The 19,453-nt window shown below is 67.8% G+C and carries 14 protein-coding genes; 2 read left to right on the plus strand and 12 right to left on the minus strand.

Annotation, left to right across the window (positions count from 1 at the left end; translation table 11 throughout):
* Positions 1-259 precede the first annotated feature (259 nt).
* The 6 genes from AC07DA_RS22105 to AC07DA_RS22130 all read right to left on the minus strand — a co-directional run bounded on the left by AC07DA_RS22105 (position 260) and on the right by AC07DA_RS22130 (position 7,742).
* Positions 260-772 carry a hypothetical protein gene (locus AC07DA_RS22105; RefSeq protein WP_479129864.1) on the minus strand — a complete coding sequence of 171 codons (513 nt, stop codon included), beginning with the start codon at positions 770-772 and terminating at the stop codon, positions 260-262.
* Entirely contained in the window at positions 760-5,418 is a 4,659-nt protein-coding gene (locus AC07DA_RS22110) for a DUF6531 domain-containing protein (RefSeq protein WP_479129865.1), read from the minus strand. Before AC07DA_RS22110 ends, AC07DA_RS22105 begins: the two co-directional genes overlap by 13 nt.
* A gap of 117 nt (positions 5,419-5,535) precedes the next feature.
* Positions 5,536-6,183 carry a hypothetical protein gene (locus tag AC07DA_RS22115; RefSeq protein WP_479129866.1) on the minus strand — a complete coding sequence of 216 codons (648 nt, stop codon included), beginning with the start codon at positions 6,181-6,183 and terminating at the stop codon, positions 5,536-5,538.
* A gap of 159 nt (positions 6,184-6,342) precedes the next feature.
* Positions 6,343-6,585 carry a hypothetical protein gene (locus tag AC07DA_RS22120; RefSeq protein WP_479129868.1) on the minus strand — a complete coding sequence of 81 codons (243 nt, stop codon included), beginning with the start codon at positions 6,583-6,585 and terminating at the stop codon, positions 6,343-6,345.
* Between the two features lie 87 nt (positions 6,586-6,672).
* Entirely contained in the window at positions 6,673-6,867 is a 195-nt protein-coding gene (locus AC07DA_RS22125) for a DUF397 domain-containing protein (RefSeq protein ID WP_479129869.1), read from the minus strand.
* Entirely contained in the window at positions 6,864-7,742 is an 879-nt protein-coding gene (locus AC07DA_RS22130) for a helix-turn-helix domain-containing protein (RefSeq protein WP_479129870.1), read from the minus strand. Before AC07DA_RS22130 ends, AC07DA_RS22125 begins: the two co-directional genes overlap by 4 nt.
* A gap of 153 nt (positions 7,743-7,895) precedes the next feature.
* Between AC07DA_RS22130 and AC07DA_RS22135 the strand changes: the two genes are divergently transcribed.
* Together AC07DA_RS22135 and AC07DA_RS22140 are read left to right on the plus strand one after the other, a co-directional pair.
* Entirely contained in the window at positions 7,896-8,321 is a 426-nt protein-coding gene (locus tag AC07DA_RS22135) for an ATP-binding protein (RefSeq protein WP_479129871.1), read from the plus strand.
* Between the two features lie 212 nt (positions 8,322-8,533).
* Positions 8,534-9,823 (plus strand): family 16 glycosylhydrolase, encoded by a 1,290-nt coding sequence (locus AC07DA_RS22140; RefSeq protein WP_479129872.1) that lies wholly within the window; start codon positions 8,534-8,536, stop codon positions 9,821-9,823.
* A gap of 184 nt (positions 9,824-10,007) precedes the next feature.
* On the opposite strand, the gene tuf is transcribed toward AC07DA_RS22140, so the two are convergent.
* The 6 genes from tuf to AC07DA_RS22170 all read right to left on the minus strand — a co-directional run bounded on the left by tuf (position 10,008) and on the right by AC07DA_RS22170 (position 19,373).
* Positions 10,008-11,201 (minus strand): elongation factor Tu, encoded by a 1,194-nt coding sequence (tuf, locus tag AC07DA_RS22145; RefSeq protein WP_094054444.1) that lies wholly within the window; start codon positions 11,199-11,201, stop codon positions 10,008-10,010.
* A gap of 154 nt (positions 11,202-11,355) precedes the next feature.
* Positions 11,356-13,482, minus strand: a complete 2,127-nt coding sequence (gene fusA / locus AC07DA_RS22150; protein WP_479129873.1) for an elongation factor G — start codon at positions 13,480-13,482, stop codon at positions 11,356-11,358.
* 39 nt (positions 13,483-13,521) lie between these two features.
* Positions 13,522-13,992 (minus strand): 30S ribosomal protein S7, encoded by a 471-nt coding sequence (rpsG, locus tag AC07DA_RS22155; protein ID WP_003998848.1) that lies wholly within the window; start codon positions 13,990-13,992, stop codon positions 13,522-13,524.
* A gap of 2 nt (positions 13,993-13,994) precedes the next feature.
* Complete coding sequence (gene rpsL, locus AC07DA_RS22160; protein WP_003948652.1) at positions 13,995-14,366, minus strand: 30S ribosomal protein S12; 372 nt, start codon at positions 14,364-14,366, stop codon at positions 13,995-13,997.
* A 344-nt stretch (positions 14,367-14,710) separates the two neighbouring features.
* Complete coding sequence (locus tag AC07DA_RS22165; RefSeq protein ID WP_479129874.1) at positions 14,711-15,250, minus strand: DUF1707 and DUF4190 domain-containing protein; 540 nt, start codon at positions 15,248-15,250, stop codon at positions 14,711-14,713.
* Between the two features lie 223 nt (positions 15,251-15,473).
* Positions 15,474-19,373, minus strand: a complete 3,900-nt coding sequence (locus tag AC07DA_RS22170) for a DNA-directed RNA polymerase subunit beta' (protein WP_479129875.1) — start codon at positions 19,371-19,373, stop codon at positions 15,474-15,476.
* Positions 19,374-19,453: the final 80 nt, after the last annotated feature.

Genomic DNA, 19,453 nt, shown 5'->3' on the forward strand with positions numbered 1-19,453 from the left:
TGCTTCCCGAAAGATTCCCGTACGTCCGCCCCAGCGCTGCCGTGGTGGCAGTTAGGACGACGAGTACTGTGGGACTCGCTTCCGGTCCCCCCGGCGGGAGGCGCGCAGCATCAACACTCGACCGAGCAACTCGGACAGTCTGCCATACGGGGCAAGGCAGACGCCAATCGAGCCGGAGAGAATACCCCGGGGGTGACGAAGGTCAAACCAGGGGCGCGCGGGCGGGCGCCCGGGCCGCCAGGGAGGGCAGGCCTGTGCGTCAGAGCCACTCCCCCTCGTCGTCCTGCTCGCCGACGCCGTAGTCGCGGACCACAACCACCAGCTGGACGGGCGCCTCGGTGTCGTCGTGCCTGACGCCGGCCAGGACCACCTTGTCCGCGACCCGCCACGCGGTGTGGTCGACGTAGTCCACCCCGCCCGTGAGGTCCTCGTCGACGGTCTCCAGCCGCGGGCCGAGCACTCCGGACTCCAACTGGGCGACCACGGCAGGAAGTTCGGCGGAGGCGGCGTCATACAGGTCGTCGATGCAGGTGTCCGGGTCCGTCCATTCGTCCTCGACCTCCCGGTACCAGAGCGTGAACTCCACTTCCACCGGACCGTCGCCCTGGATCCAGGCGCGCGCGTCGCCCCGGCGCCATGTCGTGGCCCAGGCCTTTGCGGGATTCCGGCGTTCACCTTCCCAGCCGGAGGCGTCGAGAACGGCGGCCGCCGCCGGGCCCGTGAGTTCGTCGAGTTCGGACAGCTGACCCAATTCGGCGCTTACGTCAACCATTTACTCATTCCACTCATACCATTGCCGGGCACATGAAAGACCGCCAGCGTACCATTCGCCATTGCTTCCGGGAAATGAGTACCGAGCACCTCCCGGAAATGAGCCGCGCCCGCCTGGTTCGAAATGGCATAGCGCACACCCTTTCCACCCAGCTCCTCATTCATCTGCAACAGCTTGGCGGCCTGGTCGGTGATCTTCTTCTCGTTGTAGAGCGAGCTCTCGGGATTATAGGTGGACTTGGCCCATTCGCTTTCCCGGCCCCCGGTGAACTTCGCTTCCATGATCCAGCCGTTTGTCGGGCCACCGTCCATGTGTACCGCCCGGCCGTCGGAGAGCTGCCAGATCTGTTCGTAGTCCACGCCGGACACGACACGCTGGTACCTGAACGAAGGACGCTTCAGCATCTTGTCGGTCATCCAGGCGAGTCCCTTGAAGGTGGGGCAGGACTGGAGCCCCAGGGGGTCCGACCACACCAGGGGGTTGACCACGTACGCGTAGTGGTCGGGCCCGGCCGCGAGACCCAGCGGGTCAGGTGAGATGTAACGGGCCGAGTACGCGTCGTAATAGCGGAAACAGTTGTAGTGGAGTTCACTCTCCGCGTCGAAGTACTGACCGGGAAACCGAAGGCGGAAGTCTTCCTCCGCCGAGTGCACGCCTTCTTGAGCACCCCACAGACCTGATCTGTTTTTCCAAGTGGTTCTGCCCTCCGGCGAGAGCAGTTCCAGCGGGCTTCCCGCGAGATCGCTCACGATGAGCCGGAACCTGCGGTCGACCTCGTCCTGCGGCGCATCACGAAGCCACTCGCGACGGCTCTGGGCTATCGCACGGTGGCTGTCGGGCGAGTACTCATAGGTGATGGTGGTGCGGTTTCCGGACCCCGAGTCGCGTATCTCCTCCGCCAGCCGCGTGCCGTCCCAGACGAAAAACACGGCCTCGGCGACTTCTCCGGCGGAGTCCAGGCGTTCCTTGGATATTCGGCGCCCCAGCGGATCGTAGGTGTAGCGCCAGGTCGTTCCGTCCGGGGTGACGAGACCGATCAGCCGGTCCTCGGCGTCCCACGTGTAGGTCCAGCTCTTGCGGGCGCCTGAGAGGGATCTCCGCGTCCGCCGGACCACCCTGCCCTGGGCGTCGTACGCGTAGCTGGTGCGGCCGGCTCTCGTCAGGCGGTTTCCGGTGTACGCGTACCGCTGTGCAGGTGTGTCCCCGGTGCCTTCGCCCTGCTCCCGCTGGGAAGAGATCAGCCGCCCCCCGGAGTCGTACGCATAGCCCTCGGTCCAGGACTGCGCGCGAACACCGGTGGCCCGGCCCCTGGCGTCCAGTTCGTAGCGCGTCCCGCCGGTCCGGGCGTCGATGGTCTCGACGGGACCGCGCGCGGAATGGACGTACTGACGGTCCGCGAAGGCCGCCTCCGGCATGGCGTGGTCCGCAGTACCGACCGGGAGGACTGTCTGCCTGCGCAGCCGGTGCATCGCGTCCCACTCCTGCCGCACCGACAGTGCGTCGTCCAGCCGCACCTCCGTCTCCCTGCCCGCGGCGTCATGCGCGAAGCGCAGGGAGTGGTCGAAGGCCGCCAGTTCCCGGGGCAGCCCGTCCGGGGTGTAGGACCAGCGGCTCGCCGCTCCGGAGGGAGTCAGGCGTGTGGTGCGCCGACCGGCCAGGTCATAGCGGAAGGTGCTGGTCCGGCCGTTGACGGTCTCCTCCGTGACACGACCGTACTCATCGTGGCGGTAGGCGAGGCGTGTCCCGGGCGCCAGCGCTTCCTTCAGCAGCCCGGCATCGTCATAGCGGAAGACGGTGGTCGTGTCGCCGACCCGTTTCTCGATGACGTTGCCGACCACGTCACGTACGAATTCGACGGTTTCGCCGGCGCCGTTGACCTGCCGGACCAGACGACCCACCGCGTCGTGGACGTACGTCAGCGAGCGTCCGTCGAAGTCCTCTTCGGCGACGAGTTGTCCCGCCGCGTCATAGGTGTAGTTCCAGGTCAGCCCGAGGGGGTTGGTGACGGCGGTGAGCCGCAGCTCGGTGTCGTGGTCGAAGCGGAGCGTCGCGCCGACGGGGTCGGTTCTGCTCGCCAGGAGGTCGAAGTGCGTGTACGTCGATACGGTCGTCGCCCCTGCGGGGTCCGTGTACGCAAGGAGGTTTCCCTCTGCGTCCCAGGTCCAGGACTCCGTGCTCCCGTCGGCTGCGATCCTCTTGCTTCTCCTGCCCTCCGTGGTCCAGAGGATCCGGGTGACTCCCCCCAGCGGGTCCGTCACGGTGTTGATACGGCCGAAAGCGTCCCTGGAGTACTCGACGACTGCGCCCGTGGCGCTCGTGACACGCACCGGAAGCCCCGCGGCGTCCGTGACCATCGACACGGTCGCACCCAGGGCGTCGGTGATCGTGGTCAGGGCTCCGCCAGGGCCGTAACCGAAACGGGTCTCTGCGCCCTGCGGTTCCACCACCGACGTACGGTTGCCACGTTCGTCGTAGCCGTAGGTCCGCACGGCTCCGTCACCGCCGACGGTCAGGACGGGGAGGTGCCACTGGTTGTACTCGGCGGTGGCCCGGCGACCGTCGGGACCCGTGATGGACGTGACGTTGCCGGCTTCGTCATACGTGTACGCCGTCTCACGTCCCAGCGGGTCGGTCTGCTTGAGCAATCGTCCGTGGCGGTCCCATTCGAGCGATTCCTGCCGCCCGAGGGGGTCGGTCACCCGGACGAGCTGCAGGAGCTGGTTGTACTCGTACCGAAGGGCGTGGCCGAGGGAGTTCGTGTACGTCGTGCGGCGCTGCCCGGGGTCGTAGTCGATGACGCAGTCCAGGAACCCGTCGGCGCCCCGTCCCGCTACGCAACGGTCATCGCCGTCGTACGTGAACCGGTACCAGCTGCCGTTGCGATCGGTCCAGGAGACGATGCGCGCGCGGTCGTCGTACTCCAGACGGAAGGGCAGGCCGGAGGAGTTGTAGATCTCTGTGAGGTTGCGGTCGGACGAGTACCCGTAGCGCAGCAGCGTCGTGGCTCCGTCGTCGGCGGCTCCGTCCCTCAGACGCAGGCACGTCACCAGGCCGTCCGTCGTCTCGACCGCGATGTGGTAGCCGCCCGAGTGCCGGATCGTGCTCGGCGCGCCATCCGGGTCCCGGTCGATGTCGATGCGGTTGTCGTTCCGGTCGGTGATCGCGGTGAGAGCCAAGGTGTACGGCATGTCCGGCAGCGGTTGGGCGAGAGCCGTGAAGTGACGAGTGACGCCGAGGGCCGGGTCGTGGATGCGCAGGGCGCCGTTCTGCGGTCCGTCCCATTCCAGCGGCCATCGCGGGCCTTCCAGCGGCATGGTCGGCTCGCCGGGGTGAGGCACGGGATAGGCGAGGATCATGCCGTCCTCCGCCGCGAACAGCACCCCCTGTCCGTCGAGTTCCACCCGCTCGTCCAGCGTCGACGCCCACGACCTGCCGAACCACCGTCCCTCCCGGTACGTGGAGATGTGCGTGCGCTTCAGCACCAGCGACAGGATCCCGGGAAGCTCGACATCGGTGTCGTACATCAGCATCTCGCCGGTGACCATGTCGATGGGGTCACCGCCCGGGCAGCGCCCGGCGAGTGCCTTGGCCCGTTTGACGAGGTCGCCCGCACCGCCTCTCAAGGACCTGCCCAGCCCCCTGACTCCCTGCGCCATGCCCTTCAGGCCGACTTTTCCCAAGCCCTTCATGCCCTTGGCCAGCCCGCCGAGCGTGGTCAGCCCTTTCATGCCCGGGATGCAGTCCAGCGCCGCCAGCCCCACATCCCACAGGGACGCTCGGCCCTTGCTGTATTTGTAGAGCGTGTCGGCGAGCACCACCGCCGCCGCGATCAGCACGATCGCGCCCAGGATCGGCCCGCCGATGATCATCGCGACGATCCCGACGACGGCCACGACGACCTTGCACACCGCGACGATGGTGTCCCAGTTGTCGACGAACCAGTCGCCGACCTCCTCCCACCACGACCGATTCTGGATGCCGGCGTCCGAGGCCTCGTCGATCTTCGACTTCGCCTCCCGCGCGGCCTCCTCACGCATCTTGCGCGCGTCCTCGGCCATCTTCTTCGCCGCGGCGAGCGCGTCCTGCGCGTCGGAGACGTCCGACTGGGCCTTGGTCTGAGCGGACTTCGCGTGCTGCACGTCCCGGGTGGCGGCACGCACCTTCGCCTCGTCCGGCTTGTCCGCGTCGGACTTGCTGCCGGTCGGGTCGTCCTTGTACTTGTCCGCTTCCTTGGTCGCCCGCGTCATCCACGAGTCGGCCGAGGCGAGGCGGGACTGGGCGGAGGAGAGGTCGTCGCGGGCCTCGCGGCCCTTGCGCAGGGCCTTGTCCGCCAGGGACTGCGCACGCTCCAGCTTGGGCCAGAAGTCCGCCAGCGCGTCCCCGCACATCTCGTAGGACTTCTTCAGCTTCTTGAGGTTCTTCGGGACGTCGGCGAAGTCCTCCTTGAAGACGTCGGCCGACTTGCCCGCCCACTCCAGCAGCGTGCCCTCCCCCGCCATGCCCTTGACCAGACGCAGCGCGTCGGAGACGTCGTCGGCGAAGTCGTGCAACTGCTTCGCGAGTGTGCGCACGCGTTGCGGATCACCAGGGGTCGGGTCCTTGTCCAAGTCCAGGACATGCCAGTCCGTCGGCCTGTGGCCCGCCATACCGCAACCCCCGTCACGCCCGCATCAACGTCAACACCCGTATGCGCACGTGAACTTACAAGGCGCGGTTGTTCGGGGAACGAGCAGGGCCCGCAGCCAGCGCGGCACGGACCGGCGTCAGGCCGTGAACCGGAACGTCGACGTGATCGCGTCGAAGATGTCGAAGAACGAGTCCGCCAGGTCGAGCACCTGGCTGCTGCCCGCGACCAGGGCGACCTTGCCCTCCTGCTCCGGCACCGGGATGTACGTCTGCATCAGCACGGCCCGGACGGTGCGGTTGAGCTCATCGCCCGGTACGGCGATGTCCTCGATGCCGTATGTGCGCGCCGCCGGACCGACGCCCGGGATGTCGACCGTCGTCACCTTGCGCCAGGAGTCGCCTTCCCGCTTGGCCTCCTTGACCGCGAGCTGGCTCGCGATGGCCGCCGGGTCGTTGGACAGCGGCTCACCGCGCTCGTTGCGGCCGCCGACCAGGGAGACGGTCACGGACCCCGTGATGGGGGTGTCGCCGCCGAAGTTCTCCGCCATGCAGCCGCAGTACAGCGCGCCCGACTTCCACGCGTCCGCCGCGGCCCGCCGGAGGAAGTCGACGTAGGTGTCCCGGTACTGTTCCAGCTCCGGCCGCTGCCGCACCCGCTCGGTCACCATCCGCCGGATCGAGTCGTCCCGCGACTCCGGCCGGACGTCGAACTCCCACCACGTCTCCGGCACCTTGATCCGGAAACCGCCCCGCTCGACGGTCAGGGACTCCATGTACCGGGCCATGACGCCGGCCTCCCCGTTCTCTCGACCACTCGTGCGTTCATCGTCCCATCGCACGAGGGCGGGACGTCCCTCACCCCTCGGCCGTCCCCCCGCCCTCCTCGACCGTCCAGATACGGTCCACCAGCACGTCCACCATCTCGCGGCGGAAGGGGCACGCCCCTACTCCACGATCAGGCGCAGCCGCTTCACCTCGGCCACGAGTCGCGGCAGGGCGTCACGCGCCATGGCGATGAACGCGGCGTTCTCCTCCCAGCGTTCGTCGGCGCAGTCCACGTAGCGAGGCTGCTGCACGAGCGTCGCCGCGATCAGCTCCCGGTGGTCGAAGCCGGGCCACCGCTCGGTCCGGCCGGTGTCCTCCACCGTGCTGACGGCGACCAGGTTCATCGCGTGCTCGTCGTCCACGTTCCTGACGAACCAGGGGCCGGGAGTCGGCCGCGCACAGTTCCTCGATCGTGTCGAGGTCGAGATCGTCGGGGGCGGGATCCGACGTCATGCGGGAAGACTCGACACGAAGCCTGCCCATGCCCCGGGCGACACCGCCAGTCGAGGGCCTTGCGTGTGCTTGGAGTCACGGACAAGGACCGTCGCGGTGTCCGGGGTTATCGCGATCTCCACGCAGGAGTTGCCGTCAGGGCCACTGCTGTAGCTGCTCTTGAACCACGTCAGTTCAGCGTTGCGGATCATGTCTCTCCCAGCAGTTGCTCAATGAAGGTCAGCGACTCCCGAGGGGGAAGGGCCTGAGCTCGGATGGTGCCATACCGCAGTTCGAGGATCTGGATCTGCTTCGGATCAGTGGTGGGCCGCCCGTTGAAGGCGCCGTCAGACCGGCCGACCGCCGTGCCGTCCCCGAACTTCAGCATCTCGATCCTCCCGTTCAGACCGGGATGAGCTTCGCTGCTCGTCGGCATCACCTGGAGCCTGACGTGACGCAACCGGCCCACCTCCAGCAGACGCTCAAGCTGCTGACGCCAGACCATTGTGCCCCCGACCGGGCGCCGCAGCGTGGCCTCCTCCTGGACGAAACTGAGCGAAGGAGCGGGCGACCGCTCGAACACGGACTGACGGGCCATCCGAGCAGCCACCAGCTGCTCCACCTCGTCCGGCGCATACGCCGGCTGCCACGACTCGAACAGGGCCCGTGCGTGCTCCGGAGTCTGCAACAGCCCGCTGACACTGATGCACTCGTACACCCCGATCTCCACCGCCCTCCCCTCCAACTGGGCCAGCTCCCGCACCTTCTTGGGATAACGGACCCTCTTCACGTCCTCCCACGTCGCCGCGATGAGCCCACCCGCCCCCAGCACCCGGTCCGCCGCCGCGAGGTACTCCTGCCGGGGAATCCGCTTCCCGCCCTCGATCTTGTAGACCAGGTCCTCCCCGTACCCCACCGCCGCCCCGAACTCCGCGGCCCGCATCCCGACCGCCTCACGCCGCAGCTTCAGCTGCCGACCCACCGTCGCGATGACCGCGACACCCCACTCGTCGTCGGGGTCCACCTCCCAACCCGGCTCGTCCGCCTCGCTCTTGAGCCGTCCCGTCTCCGCCGCCTCGGCCGTCATCCCGCACCCTTCCGTCGTACGCCCCTGCCTCAGCGCCCTACCCGTACGCCCGGCGCCGACAGCCCGGACACGACCGGACAACCTGCGGACAGTCACCGTACGCACTCGCTGAGTCACTGTTCACGGTAGGCGCACCTGGCCACGCTGGGTGACGTGAAGCAGAACTCCCCCACCGAGCCCGGACCCGAACTCGGCCTCCGGGTCCGCAACTTCAGCCTCCGGCTCTCCCCCACCCCCCGCGGCGCCCGCCTCGCCCGGCTCCTCGCCACCGAGCAACTGCGTTCCTGGGGCCTGTCCTCGGACCGGGCGACACAGGTAGTCGCCGAACTGTCCGCCAACGCCGTCACCCACGGCCGCGTCCCGGGCCGCGACTTCCGCCTGCTCCTCTACGTGGTCGGCGGCACCCTGCGCATCGAGGTGACCGACACCCGCGACGACCGGCACCCGGCCCCCCGGTGCCCCTCCCCCGACGCCGAGTCCGGCCGCGGCCTGCTCCTCGTCGACGCGCTCGCCGACCGCTGGGGCGTCACCCCGGGCCTCCCGCCCCGCAAGACCGTCTGGGCCGAGATCGACCTCTGAGGCCGACCCCGGCACCGCCCTCCTTAACGCGGCCTTAAGCAGGCTTTAAGCGAACCGGAGGTCAGTCGGTCGGCTCCAACTCCGCCCAGCTCAGCGGGGGTTGACGGACCAATCGGGCAGTTGGTTGTGCGGTGAACCGTTCGTAGCATCCCTCCACGGCCGACAGCGTCGGCCCACTCCCCCCATCCCCCACAGACAAGGTGTGTTCAGCCATGGCTGTTCATCGCACACGCCGACGGACGCTCGGCAGACTCGTCCCGCTGGTCTGCGCCTCCGTCGCCACCGCGTTCGCCTTGACCACGGCCGGCCCGTCCGCCGGACAGGCCGACGCGGCGACCGCCGCCGCTACGGCCGCCGCCGCACTGACCTGGTCCGACGAGTTCAACGGCGCCGCCGGCAGCGCCCCGGACCCCGCCAAGTGGACCGTGGAGACCGGCGGCTCCGGCAACGGCAACAACGAGCTGCAGTACTACACCAACAGCAGAGACAACGTTGCCCTCGACGGCAACGGCAACCTGGTCATCACCGCCCGCAAGAACACCGACCCCGGCCTCCAGTGCTGGTACGGCCCCTGCCAGTACACGTCCGCGCGGCTCAACACGGCCAGGACCTTCACGCAGGCGTACGGCCACTTCGAGGCCCGGATCAAGGTGCCGCGCGGCCAGGGCATGTGGCCCGCGTTCTGGATGCTCGGCAACGACCTGGGCAGCGTCGGCTGGCCGAACAGCGGCGAGATCGACATCATGGAGAACGTCGGCCACGAGCCCGGCACCGTCCACGGCACCCTGCACGGCCCCGGTTACTCCGGCAGCGGCGGCATCGGCGCGGCGTACACGCTCCCGGGCGGCCGCGCCTTCGCCGACGACTTCCACGTCTTCGCCGTCGACTGGAGCCCGCAGAAGATCACGTGGTCCGTCGACGGGCAGACCTACCAGACGCGCACCCCGGCCGACCTGGGCGGCAGGAAGTGGGTCTACGACCACCCCTTCTTCCTGATCCTGAACCTCGCCGTGGGCGGCAACTGGCCCGGCAGCCCGGACGGGAACACGCGGTTCCCGCAGACGATGACCGTGGACTACGTCCGCGTCTCCACCTCCGACGGTTCCGGCGGCCCCGCTCCCACCACCGGGGCCATCAAGGGCATCGGCGGCATGTGCGCCGACGTCGCCGGCGCCTCGACGGCCGACGGCACGCCCATCCAGCTGCACAACTGCACCGGCGTCGACGCCCAGAAGTGGACCCTCGGCGCCGACGGCACCGTACGCGCCCTGGGCAAGTGTCTCGACGTGCGCGGCGGCTCCACCGCCGACGGAGCCGCGGTCCAGCTCTACACCTGCAACGGCACCAAGGCCCAGCAGTGGGTCCACACCGCGGCCCGTGACCTGGTCAACGTCGGCGCGGACAAGTGCCTGGACGCCAAGGGCAACTCCTCAGCCGACGGCACCCCGCTGCAGATCTGGACATGCACCGGCGCCGCCAACCAGAAGTGGACGGTCGGCTGAGGACCTGACACCCCCCAACACACAGACACCCCCCACACAGGCGCCCCCGGCTCCCCCACGAGCCGGGGGCGTCGCCGTCCCCCACGGTCCCGGACACGGCACGGCAAAGGGGCCCGCACGACCGAAGTCGTACGGGCCCCTCCGAGCCACTCAGGTCAGCAGACCCTCAAGCCAGTCCGGAGACTCACTTGGTGATCTTGGTGACCTGGCCGGCGCCCACGGTCCGGCCACCCTCACGGATGGCGAACTTCAGGCCCTCCTCCATGGCGACGGGCTGGATGAGCTCCACCTTCATCTCGGTGTTGTCACCCGGCATGACCATCTCGGTGCCCTCGGGGAGGGTCACCACGCCGGTCACGTCCGTCGTACGGAAGTAGAACTGCGGACGGTAGTTGTTGAAGAACGGCGTGTGGCGGCCACCCTCGTCCTTGGACAGGATGTAGGCCTGCGCCTCGAACTCGGTGTGCGGGGTGACCGAGCCCGGCTTGATGATGACCTGGCCGCGCTCGACGTCCTCGCGCTTGATGCCACGGAGGAGCAGACCGACGTTCTCACCGGCCTGGCCCTCGTCGAGCAGCTTGCGGAACATCTCGATGCCGGTGACCGTGGTGGTGGTCTTCTCCGGCTTGATGCCGATGATGTCGACGGTCTCGTTGACCTTCAGGACACCACGCTCGATACGGCCGGTGACGACCGTACCGCGACCGGTGATCGTGAAGACGTCCTCGATCGGCATGAGGAACGGCTTGTCGACGTCGCGCTCCGGCTCCGGGATGGCGGTGTCGACGGCGTTCATGAGCTCGAGGACGGAGTTGCCCCACTCCTTGTCGCCCTCGAGGGCCTTCAGAGCGGAGACCTTGACGACGGGAACGTCGTCGCCCGGGAACTCGTACTCGGAGAGGAGCTCACGGACCTCGAGCTCGACGAGCTCCAGGATCTCCTCGTCGTCCACCATGTCGGCCTTGTTCAGGGCGACGACGATGTACGGAACGCCGACCTGGCGGGCCAGGAGCACGTGCTCCTTGGTCTGCGGCATCGGGCCGTCGGTGGCGGCGACCACGAGGATGGCGCCGTCCATCTGCGCCGCACCCGTGATCATGTTCTTGATGTAGTCCGCGTGACCGGGGCAGTCGACGTGGGCGTAGTGACGCGTCTCGGTCTGGTACTCGACGTGCGCGATGGAGATGGTGATACCGCGCTGGCGCTCCTCAGGAGCCTTGTCGATCTGGTCGAAGGCCGAGGCCTCGTTGATGTCCGGGTACGCGTCGTGCAGCACCTTGGTAATGGCGGCCGTGAGGGTCGTCTTACCGTGGTCGATGTGACCGATGGTGCCGATGTTGACGTGCGGCTTAGTCCGCTCGAACTTCGCCTTCGCCACTGGGGTCCTCCTGGGAGTGGTTCTGGTACGCCTTACTTCATCGGCGCCAGGTGATCTTTGCTGGAAAGCCCGGGCCCCGGGGCATTCACCACGATTGCGGTGGAATGCCCCTCAAGGCTCCGGAGTCAAGCCTACGGCGTGTAGACGCGGTGCGTTACTCGCCCTTGGCCTTCGCGATGATCTCCTCGGCGACGTTCCGCGGAACCTCGGCGTAGGAGTCGAACTGCATGGAGTAGCTCGCACGGCCGGACGTCTTGCTGCGCAGGTCGCCGACGTAACCGAACATCTCCGAGAGGGGCACGAGGCCCTTCACGACGCGGGCACCGGCCCGCTCCTCCATGGCCTGGATCTGGCCACGGCGGGAGTTGATGTCGCCGATGACCTCACCCATGTAGTCCTCGGGCGTGGTGACCTCGACGGCCATCATCGGCTCGAGCAGCACGGGGCTGGCCTTGCGCGCGGCCTCCTTGAAGGCCTGCGAACCGGCGATCTTGAACGCGAGCTCGGAGGAGTCGACCTCGTGGTAGGCACCGTCGAGCAGCGTCACGCGGACACCGGTCATCTCGTAGCCGGCGAGGATGCCGAACTGCATGGCCTCCTGCGCACCGGCGTCCACCGAAGGGATGTACTCCTTCGGCACACGGCCACCGGTCACCTTGTTGATGAACTCGTACGAGGCGTCGCCGCCCTCGATCGGCTCGATCGCGATGATGACGCGGGCGAACTGGCCGGTACCACCCGTCTGCTTCTTGTGGGTGAACTCGACCTTCTCGACGGCCTTGCGGATCGTCTCGCGGTAGGCGACCTGCGGCTTGCCGACGTTGGCCTCGACCTTGAACTCACGGCGCATGCGGTCGACCAGCACCTCGAGGTGCAGCTCGCCCATACCGCCGATGATGGTCTGGCCGGTCTCCTCGTCCGAGTGGACCTGGAAGGACGGGTCCTCCTCGGCCAGGCGCTGGATCGCGACGCCGAGCTTCTCCTGGTCGCCCTTCGACTTGGGCTCGATGGCGACCTGGATGACCGGCGCCGGGAAGTCCATGGACTCCAGGATGACCGGGTTCTTGTCGTCGGACAGCGTCTCACCGGTGGTGGTCTGCTTCAGGCCCATGACGGCGACGATGTCGCCGGCGCCCACCGACTCGATCTCCTCACGCTTGTTGGCGTGCATGCGGTAGATCTTGCCGATGCGCTCCTTCTTGCCCTTGACGGAGTTGAGCACCTGCGTGCCCGACTCCAGGCGGCCCGAGTAGACCCGGACGAAGGTGAGCTTGCCCAGGTGCGGGTCGCTCATGATCTTGAACGCGAGCGCGGCGAGGGGCTCCTCGTCCGACGGCTTGCGCGCGATGACCTGCTCCGGGTCCTTGACGTCGTGGCCCTCGATGGCCTCGACGTCGAGCGGGGTGGGCAGGTAGCGCACGACGGCGTCGAGCAGGGGCTGGACGCCCTTGTTCTTGAACGCGGTGCCGCAGAACACGGGGGTGACGGTGGTGCCGCCGCCCTTGCCGGACGCGATGGTGATGCGACGGATCGCGGCGTAGAGCTGCTCCACGGTGGGCTCGGTGCCCTCCAGGTACAGCTCCATCAGCTCTTCGTCGTTCTCGGCGACGGCCTCGAGCAGCTTGCCGCGGTACTCCTCGGCAGCCTCGCGGTGGGTGTCCGGGATGTCGACGGTGTCGTACATCTCGCCCTTGGTCGCCTCGGCCGACCAGACCAGGGCCTTCATCGTCACGAGGTCGATGACGCCCTTGAAGTCCGCCTCCGCACCGATCGGCAGCTGCATGACCAGCGGCTGCGCGCCCAGGCGGTCCGAGATCATGTCCACGCAGCGGTGGAACTCGGCGCCGGTACGGTCCAGCTTGTTGACGAAGCAGATGCGCGGCACGCCGTAACGGTCGGCCTGGCGCCACACCGTCTCGGACTGCGGCTCGACACCGGCGACGCCGTCGAACACCGTCACGGCACCGTCGAGCACGCGCAGGGAGCGCTCCACCTCGACGGTGAAGTCGACGTGACCCGGGGTGTCGATGATGTTGATGGTGTAGTCGTCGCCCTCGAGCGGCCAGTGGCAGGTGGTGGCAGCAGAGGTGATCGTGATGCCACGCTCCTGCTCCTGCTCCATCCAGTCCATGGTGGCAGCGCCGTCGTGGACCTCACCGATCTTGTACGAAACGCCGGTGTAGAACAGGATCCGCTCGGTGGTGGTCGTCTTGCCCGCGTCGATGTGGGCCATGATCCCGATGTTGCGGACCCTGGCCAGGTCAAGCGAAGTGGTAGCCATAAGGCTTCAGTCTTCTCTCGGTCTCGATGGGGTCTGCGACTACCAGCGGTAGTGCGCGAAGGCCTTGTTGGACTCGGCCATCTTGTGCGTGTCCTCGCGCTTCTTCACAGCGGCACCCAGGCCGTTGCTGGCGTCGAGGAGCTCGTTGAGCAGACGCTCGGTCATGGTCTTCTCGCGACGGGCGCGGGAGTAACCGACGAGCCAGCGCAGCGCCAGGGTGTTGGCACGGCCGGGCTTGACCTCGACCGGGACCTGGTAGGTGGCACCACCGACACGGCGGGACTTGACCTCGAGGGTCGGCTTGATGTTCTCGAGAGCGCGCTTCAGCGTGATGACCGGGTCGTTGCCGGTCTTCTCGCGCAGGCCCTCCATGGCGCCGTAGACGATGCGCTCGGCGGTGGAGCGCTTGCCGTTCAGCAGCACCTTGTTGATCAGGGAGGTCACCAGAGGAGAGCCGTAGACCGGGTCGATGATGACCGGGCGCTTCGGGGCGGGGCCCTTACGAGGCATTCTTACTTCTCCTTCTTGGCGCCGTAGCGGCTGCGGGCCTGCTTGCGGTTCTTGACACCCTGGGTGTCGAGCGAGCCGCGGATGATCTTGTAGCGAACACCCGGCAGGTCCTTCACACGGCCGCCGCGCACGAGCACGATGGAGTGCTCCTGCAGGTTGTGTCCCTCACCCGGAATGTAGGCCGTGACCTCGATGCCGCTGGTCAGACGCACACGCGCGACCTTACGGAGGGCCGAGTTCGGCTTCTTCGGGGTGGTCGTGAACACACGCGTGCAGACGCCACGACGCTGAGGGGAACCCTCGAGTGCGGGCGTCTTGTTCTTCTCGACCTTGTCCTGCCGGCCCTTGCGGACCAGCTGCTGGATCGTAGGCACTACTTCTCCGGTTTCTGTGTGCCGATGGGTACAGCTAACCTGGAACGTCGCCGACCCACGCGGTCGGGTGTGTCGAATCCCGCGGACTCCCGCCGCCAGGCAGAATTAAGCGCAGATTACGGTGGCCGCTTACGACTCGACGTGCGGTTGATGGCACGCACGAGAGCCAGGGCACACCCCAGGCACAAGGTCTGAGCGTACCTATCGCATTCGCTGCGGTCAAAACAAATGGGCATCGCCCGCATCGCCATGCGGGGCATGTCAAGACCCTCGGCCGTAATCGATCTTCGAATCAGCGGCAGCTGTCCGATTTGCATACATTACCGGTGCCCGCCGGGCGGGCGTCACCCGGCGGCGAGGGACACCAGGGTCAGCAGCACCAGGACCAGTCCCCAGCCGGCGGTGGACAACCACCCGAGCACCAGCCCGGTCAGCGCCAGCCCGTCTCCCAGGTCGCCCCGGCTGCGGATCTCGGACCGCGCCACGTGCCCCAGCACGACGGCCGGGATGCCGGTCAGCCCCATGGTCGGCACGCACAGCAGCCCGCACACGGCGGCGGCGACCGCCTTGCCGTTCGTCTGCGGCCGCGGCACCGGAAGATACGCCGGCGGCACGGCCGGCACGGACCGCGGCACCGGCCCCTGCGGCACCGGCCCCTGCGGCAGATCGGCGACGAGCAGCGCCAGCTCCCCGACGGTCCGCGCCGCGTAGGCCCGCGCCACCCGCTTCTCGAACTCCGCGTGCTCCATCCGCCCTTCGCCGTACCCCGCTCTGAGCACGTCGACGGCCCGCTCCCGGTCGGCGTGCGAGGCCAGCATCGACGGCACGCTGTGCCCCTGCCAGGACTGCCAGGGCTGCCCGGACGGATAGGACGGCTGCGACACGGAGCACCTCCCCGGAGGCGGAGTCCTTCCATGATGCGCCGAACCGGGCTTTCCGGCACCGGGGCGTCACCGGTGGGCCCGGCGTGTCGGCCAGGGCGGCCGGACGCCCTGGAGGGCTTTCCACGGCCCTCCAGGGGCGCTCAGGGGCCGCTCCCCACGGCCCCTGGAAACGCCGGAGGGCGGCCACCCCAAAGGATGACCGCCCTCCGTTCAAGCGACCCGCTTACTGGTTGTACGGACCGTAGTCGTAGTCCTCCAGCGGAACGGCCTGGCCGGAGCCCGTGCCGAACGGCGAGTAGTCGATGTCGTCGTAGCCGACGGCCGAGTACATCGCGGCCTTGGCCTCCTCGGTCGGCTCGACCCGGATGTTGCGGTAGCGGGACAGACCCGTACCGGCCGGGATGAGCTTACCGATGATGACGTTCTCCTTGAGGCCGATGAGGCTGTCGGACTTGGCGTTGATCGCCGCGTCCGTCAGGACTCGGGTCGTCTCCTGGAAGGAGGCGGCCGACAGCCAGGATTCCGTCGCCAGCGAGGCCTTGGTGATACCCATCAGCTGCGGACGACCGGAGGCCGGGTGACCGCCCTCCTGGACCACACGACGGTTCTCGTGCTCGAACTTCGAGCGCTCGACCAGCTCGCCGGGCAGCAGCTCGGCGTCACCGGACTCGATGATCGTCACGCGGCGGAGCATCTGCCGGATGATGATCTCGATGTGCTTGTCGTGGATCGACACACCCTGCGAGTTGTAGACCTTCTGGACCTCGCCGACCAGGTGGACCTGGACGGCACGCTGGCCCAGGATGCGCAGCACGTCGTGCGGGTTGGTGGCACCCACGGTGAGCTTCTGGCCCACCTCGACGTGCTCGCCCTCGCTGACCAGGAGACGGGCGCGCTTCGAGATCGGGTAGGCCGTCTCGTCGCTGCCGTCGTCCGGCGTGATGACGATCTTCTTGGTCTTCTCGGTCTCCTCGATCCGCACGCGGCCGGAGGCCTCGGAGATCGGGGCGACACCCTTCGGGGTACGGGCCTCGAAGAGCTCGACGACACGCGGCAGACCCTGGGTGATGTCGTCACCGGCCACACCACCGGTGTGGAAGGTACGCATCGTCAGCTGGGTGCCGGGCTCACCGATGGACTGGGCGGCGATGATGCCGACCGCCTCACCGATGTCGACCAGCTTGCCGGTGGCCAGCGAACGGCCGTAGCACATCGCGCAGGTGCCGACGGCGGACTCGCAGGTCAGGACCGAGCGGGTCTTGACCTCCTCGACGCCGCGGGAGACGAGCTCCTCGATGAGGACGTCGCCCAGGTCGGTGCCGGCCGGGGCCAGCACCTGCCCGTCGACGACGATGTCCTCGGCGAGGCAGCGCGCGTACACGGACGTCTCGACGTCCTCCGCCTTGATGAGGGTGCCCTCGGCGTTCCGGTCGGCGATCTTCAGACGCAGACCGCGCTCGGTGCCGCAGTCCTCCTCGCGGATGATGACGTCCTGGGAGACGTCGACCAGACGACGCGTGAGGTAACCCGAGTCGGCGGTACGCAGAGCGGTGTCCGCCAGACCCTTACGGGCACCGTGCGTGGAGATGAAGTACTCCAGCACGGACAGGCCCTCACGGAACGACGCCTTGATCGGACGCGGGATCGTCTCGTTCTTCGCGTTCGACACCAGACCACGCATACCGGCGATCTGACGCATCTGCATCATGTTGCCGCGTGCACCCGAGTTCACCATCATGAAGATCGGGTTGGTCTTCGGGAAGTTGTCGTTCATCGCCTCGGCGACCTCGTTGGTCGCCTTGGTCCAGATCGCGATGAGCTCCTGCGTGCGCTCGTCCTTGGTGATCAGACCGCGCTCGTACTGCTTCTGGACCTTCTCGTCCTGCGCCTCGTAGCCGCGGACGATCTCCTTCTTCGCCTCGGGGACGACGACGTCGGAGATCGCGACGGTGACGCCGGAGCGGGTGGCCCAGTAGAAGCCGGCCGCCTTCAGGTTGTCGAGCGTCGCCGCCACGATGACCTTCGGGTAGCGCTCGGCGAGGTCGTTGACGATCTCGGAGAGCTGCTTCTTGCCGACCTCGTAGTCGACGAACGGGTAGTCCTCGGGCAGCAGCTCGTTGAAGAGCGCGCGGCCCAGCGTGGTGTTCAGCCGGAAGCTGTCACCCTGCTGCCACTCGGGCTCACCCTCCTCGCGCGCCGGCGGGGTCCAGCCGCGCGGCGGGATGGTGCCGACCGGGAAGCGGACGTCGATCCTCGACTGGAGCGACAGCTCGCCCGCGTCGAAGGCCATGATCGCCTCGGCGACGGAGGCGAAGGAACGGCCCTCGCCCTTGAGCTCGCGCATCTCGCCGTCGGTGGTGAGGAAGAACAGACCGAGGACCATGTCCTGGGTCGGCATCGTCACCGGGCGGCCGTCGGCGGGCTTGAGGATGTTGTTCGAGGACAGCATCAGGATGCGGGCCTCGGCCTGCGCCTCCGCGGACAGCGGCAGGTGCACGGCCATCTGGTCACCGTCGAAGTCCGCGTTGAACGCGGTGCACACGAGCGGGTGGATCTGGATGGCCTTGCCCTCGACCAGCTGCGGCTCGAAGGCCTGGATGCCGAGGCGGTGCAGCGTGGGCGCACGGTTCAGCAGAACCGGGTGCTCCGCGATGACCTCTTCCAGCACGTCGTACACGACCGTGCGGCCGCGCTCGACCATGCGCTTGGCGCTCTTGATGTTCTGCGCGTGGTTCAGGTCGACCAGGCGCTTCATCACGAACGGCTTGAACAGCTCCAGCGCCATCGCCTTGGGCAGACCGCACTGGTGCAGCTTCAGCTGCGGACCGACGACGATCACGGAACGCGCCGAGTAGTCGACGCGCTTGCCGAGCAGGTTCTGACGGAAGCGGCCCTGCTTGCCCTTCAGCATGTCGCTGAGGGACTTCAGCGGACGGTTGCCGGGGCCCGTGACCGGGCGGCCACGACGGCCGTTGTCGAACAGCGCGTCCACGGCCTCCTGGAGCATGCGCTTCTCGTTGTTCACGATGATCTCGGGCGCGCCGAGGTCGAGAAGCCGCTTCAGGCGGTTGTTGCGGTTGATCACGCGGCGGTACAGGTCGTTCAGGTCGGAGGTCGCGAAGCGGCCACCGTCCAGCTGCACCATCGGACGCAGGTCCGGCGGGATGACCGGCACGCAGTCGAGCACCATGCCCTTGGGGCTGTTGCTGGTCTGCAGGAACGCGGAGACGACCTTCAGGCGCTTGAGCGCACGGGTCTTCTTCTGGCCCTTGCCGGTGCGGATGATCTCGCGGAGCTTCTCGGCCTCCTCGTCGAGGTCGAAGGACTCCAGGCGCTTCTGCAGCGCCGCGGCACCCATCGAGCCGTCGAAGTACGTGCCGAAGCGGTCACGCAGCTCGCGGTAGAGCAGCTCGTCGCCCTCCAGGTCCTGGACCTTGAGGTTCTTGAACCGGTTCCACACCTCGTCGAGGCGGTCGATCTCGCGCTGCGCGCGGTCGCGCAGCTGCTTCATCTCGCGCTCGGCACCCTCGCGCACCTTGCGGCGCACGTCGGCCTTGGCGCCCTCGGCCTCCAGCTCGGCCAGGTCGGTCTCGAGCTTCTTGGCGCGGGCCTCCAGGTCGGCGTCGCGGCGCTGCTCGATCTGCTGGCGCTCGACGGAGACGTGGGCCTCCAGCGAGGGCAGGTCGCGCGTGCGGCGCTCCTCGTCGACGTACGTGATCATGTACGCCGCGAAGTAGATGACCTTCTCCAGGTCCTTCGGGGCGAGGTCGAGCAGGTAGCCCAGCCGCGACGGAACGCCCTTGAAGTACCAGATGTGGGTGACGGGCGCGGCGAGCTCGATGTGGCCCATCCGCTCACGGCGCACCTTGGCGCGGGTCACCTCGACGCCGCACCGCTCACAGATGATGCCCTTGAAGCGGACGCGCTTGTACTTGCCGCAGTAGCACTCCCAGTCCCGGGTCGGACCGAAGATCTTCTCGCAGAAGAGTCCGTCCTTCTCGGGCTTGAGGGTGCGGTAGTTGATGGTCTCGGGCTTCTTGACCTCGCCGTGGCTCCACTGACGGATGTCGTCAGCGGTAGCCAGACCGATCCGGAGCTCGTCGAAGAAGTTGACGTCGAGCACTATGCGTCAATCCCTCTCAGGGTTGTAAGTCTTTGGTCTGATACGGGGGTCCTGGGGCCGGACGGGCTCACGCGGAGCCC

This window comes from Streptomyces sp. NPDC044921 (assembly GCF_056432865.1).

What these genes read in the sequence shown, in the direction of transcription:
- AC07DA_RS22115 (WP_479129866.1), bottom strand. Translation starts at nt 6,183, where the DNA reads ATGGCCCGGTACATGGAGTCCCTGACCGTCGAGCGGGGCGGTTTCCGG.
- rpsG (WP_003998848.1), bottom strand. Translation starts at nt 13,992, where the DNA reads ATGCCTCGTAAGGGCCCCGCCCCGAAGCGCCCGGTCATCATCGACCCG.
- AC07DA_RS22130 (WP_479129870.1), bottom strand. Translation starts at nt 7,742, where the DNA reads ATGACGGCCGAGGCGGCGGAGACGGGACGGCTCAAGAGCGAGGCGGAC.
- fusA (WP_479129873.1), bottom strand. Translation starts at nt 13,482, where the DNA reads ATGGCTACCACTTCGCTTGACCTGGCCAGGGTCCGCAACATCGGGATC.
- AC07DA_RS22110 (WP_479129865.1), bottom strand. Translation starts at nt 5,418, where the DNA reads ATGGCGGGCCACAGGCCGACGGACTGGCATGTCCTGGACTTGGACAAG.
- AC07DA_RS22125 (WP_479129869.1), bottom strand. Translation starts at nt 6,867, where the DNA reads ATGATCCGCAACGCTGAACTGACGTGGTTCAAGAGCAGCTACAGCAGT.
- AC07DA_RS22140 (WP_479129872.1), top strand. Translation starts at nt 8,534, where the DNA reads ATGGCTGTTCATCGCACACGCCGACGGACGCTCGGCAGACTCGTCCCG.
- AC07DA_RS22105 (WP_479129864.1), bottom strand. Translation starts at nt 772, where the DNA reads ATGGTTGACGTAAGCGCCGAATTGGGTCAGCTGTCCGAACTCGACGAA.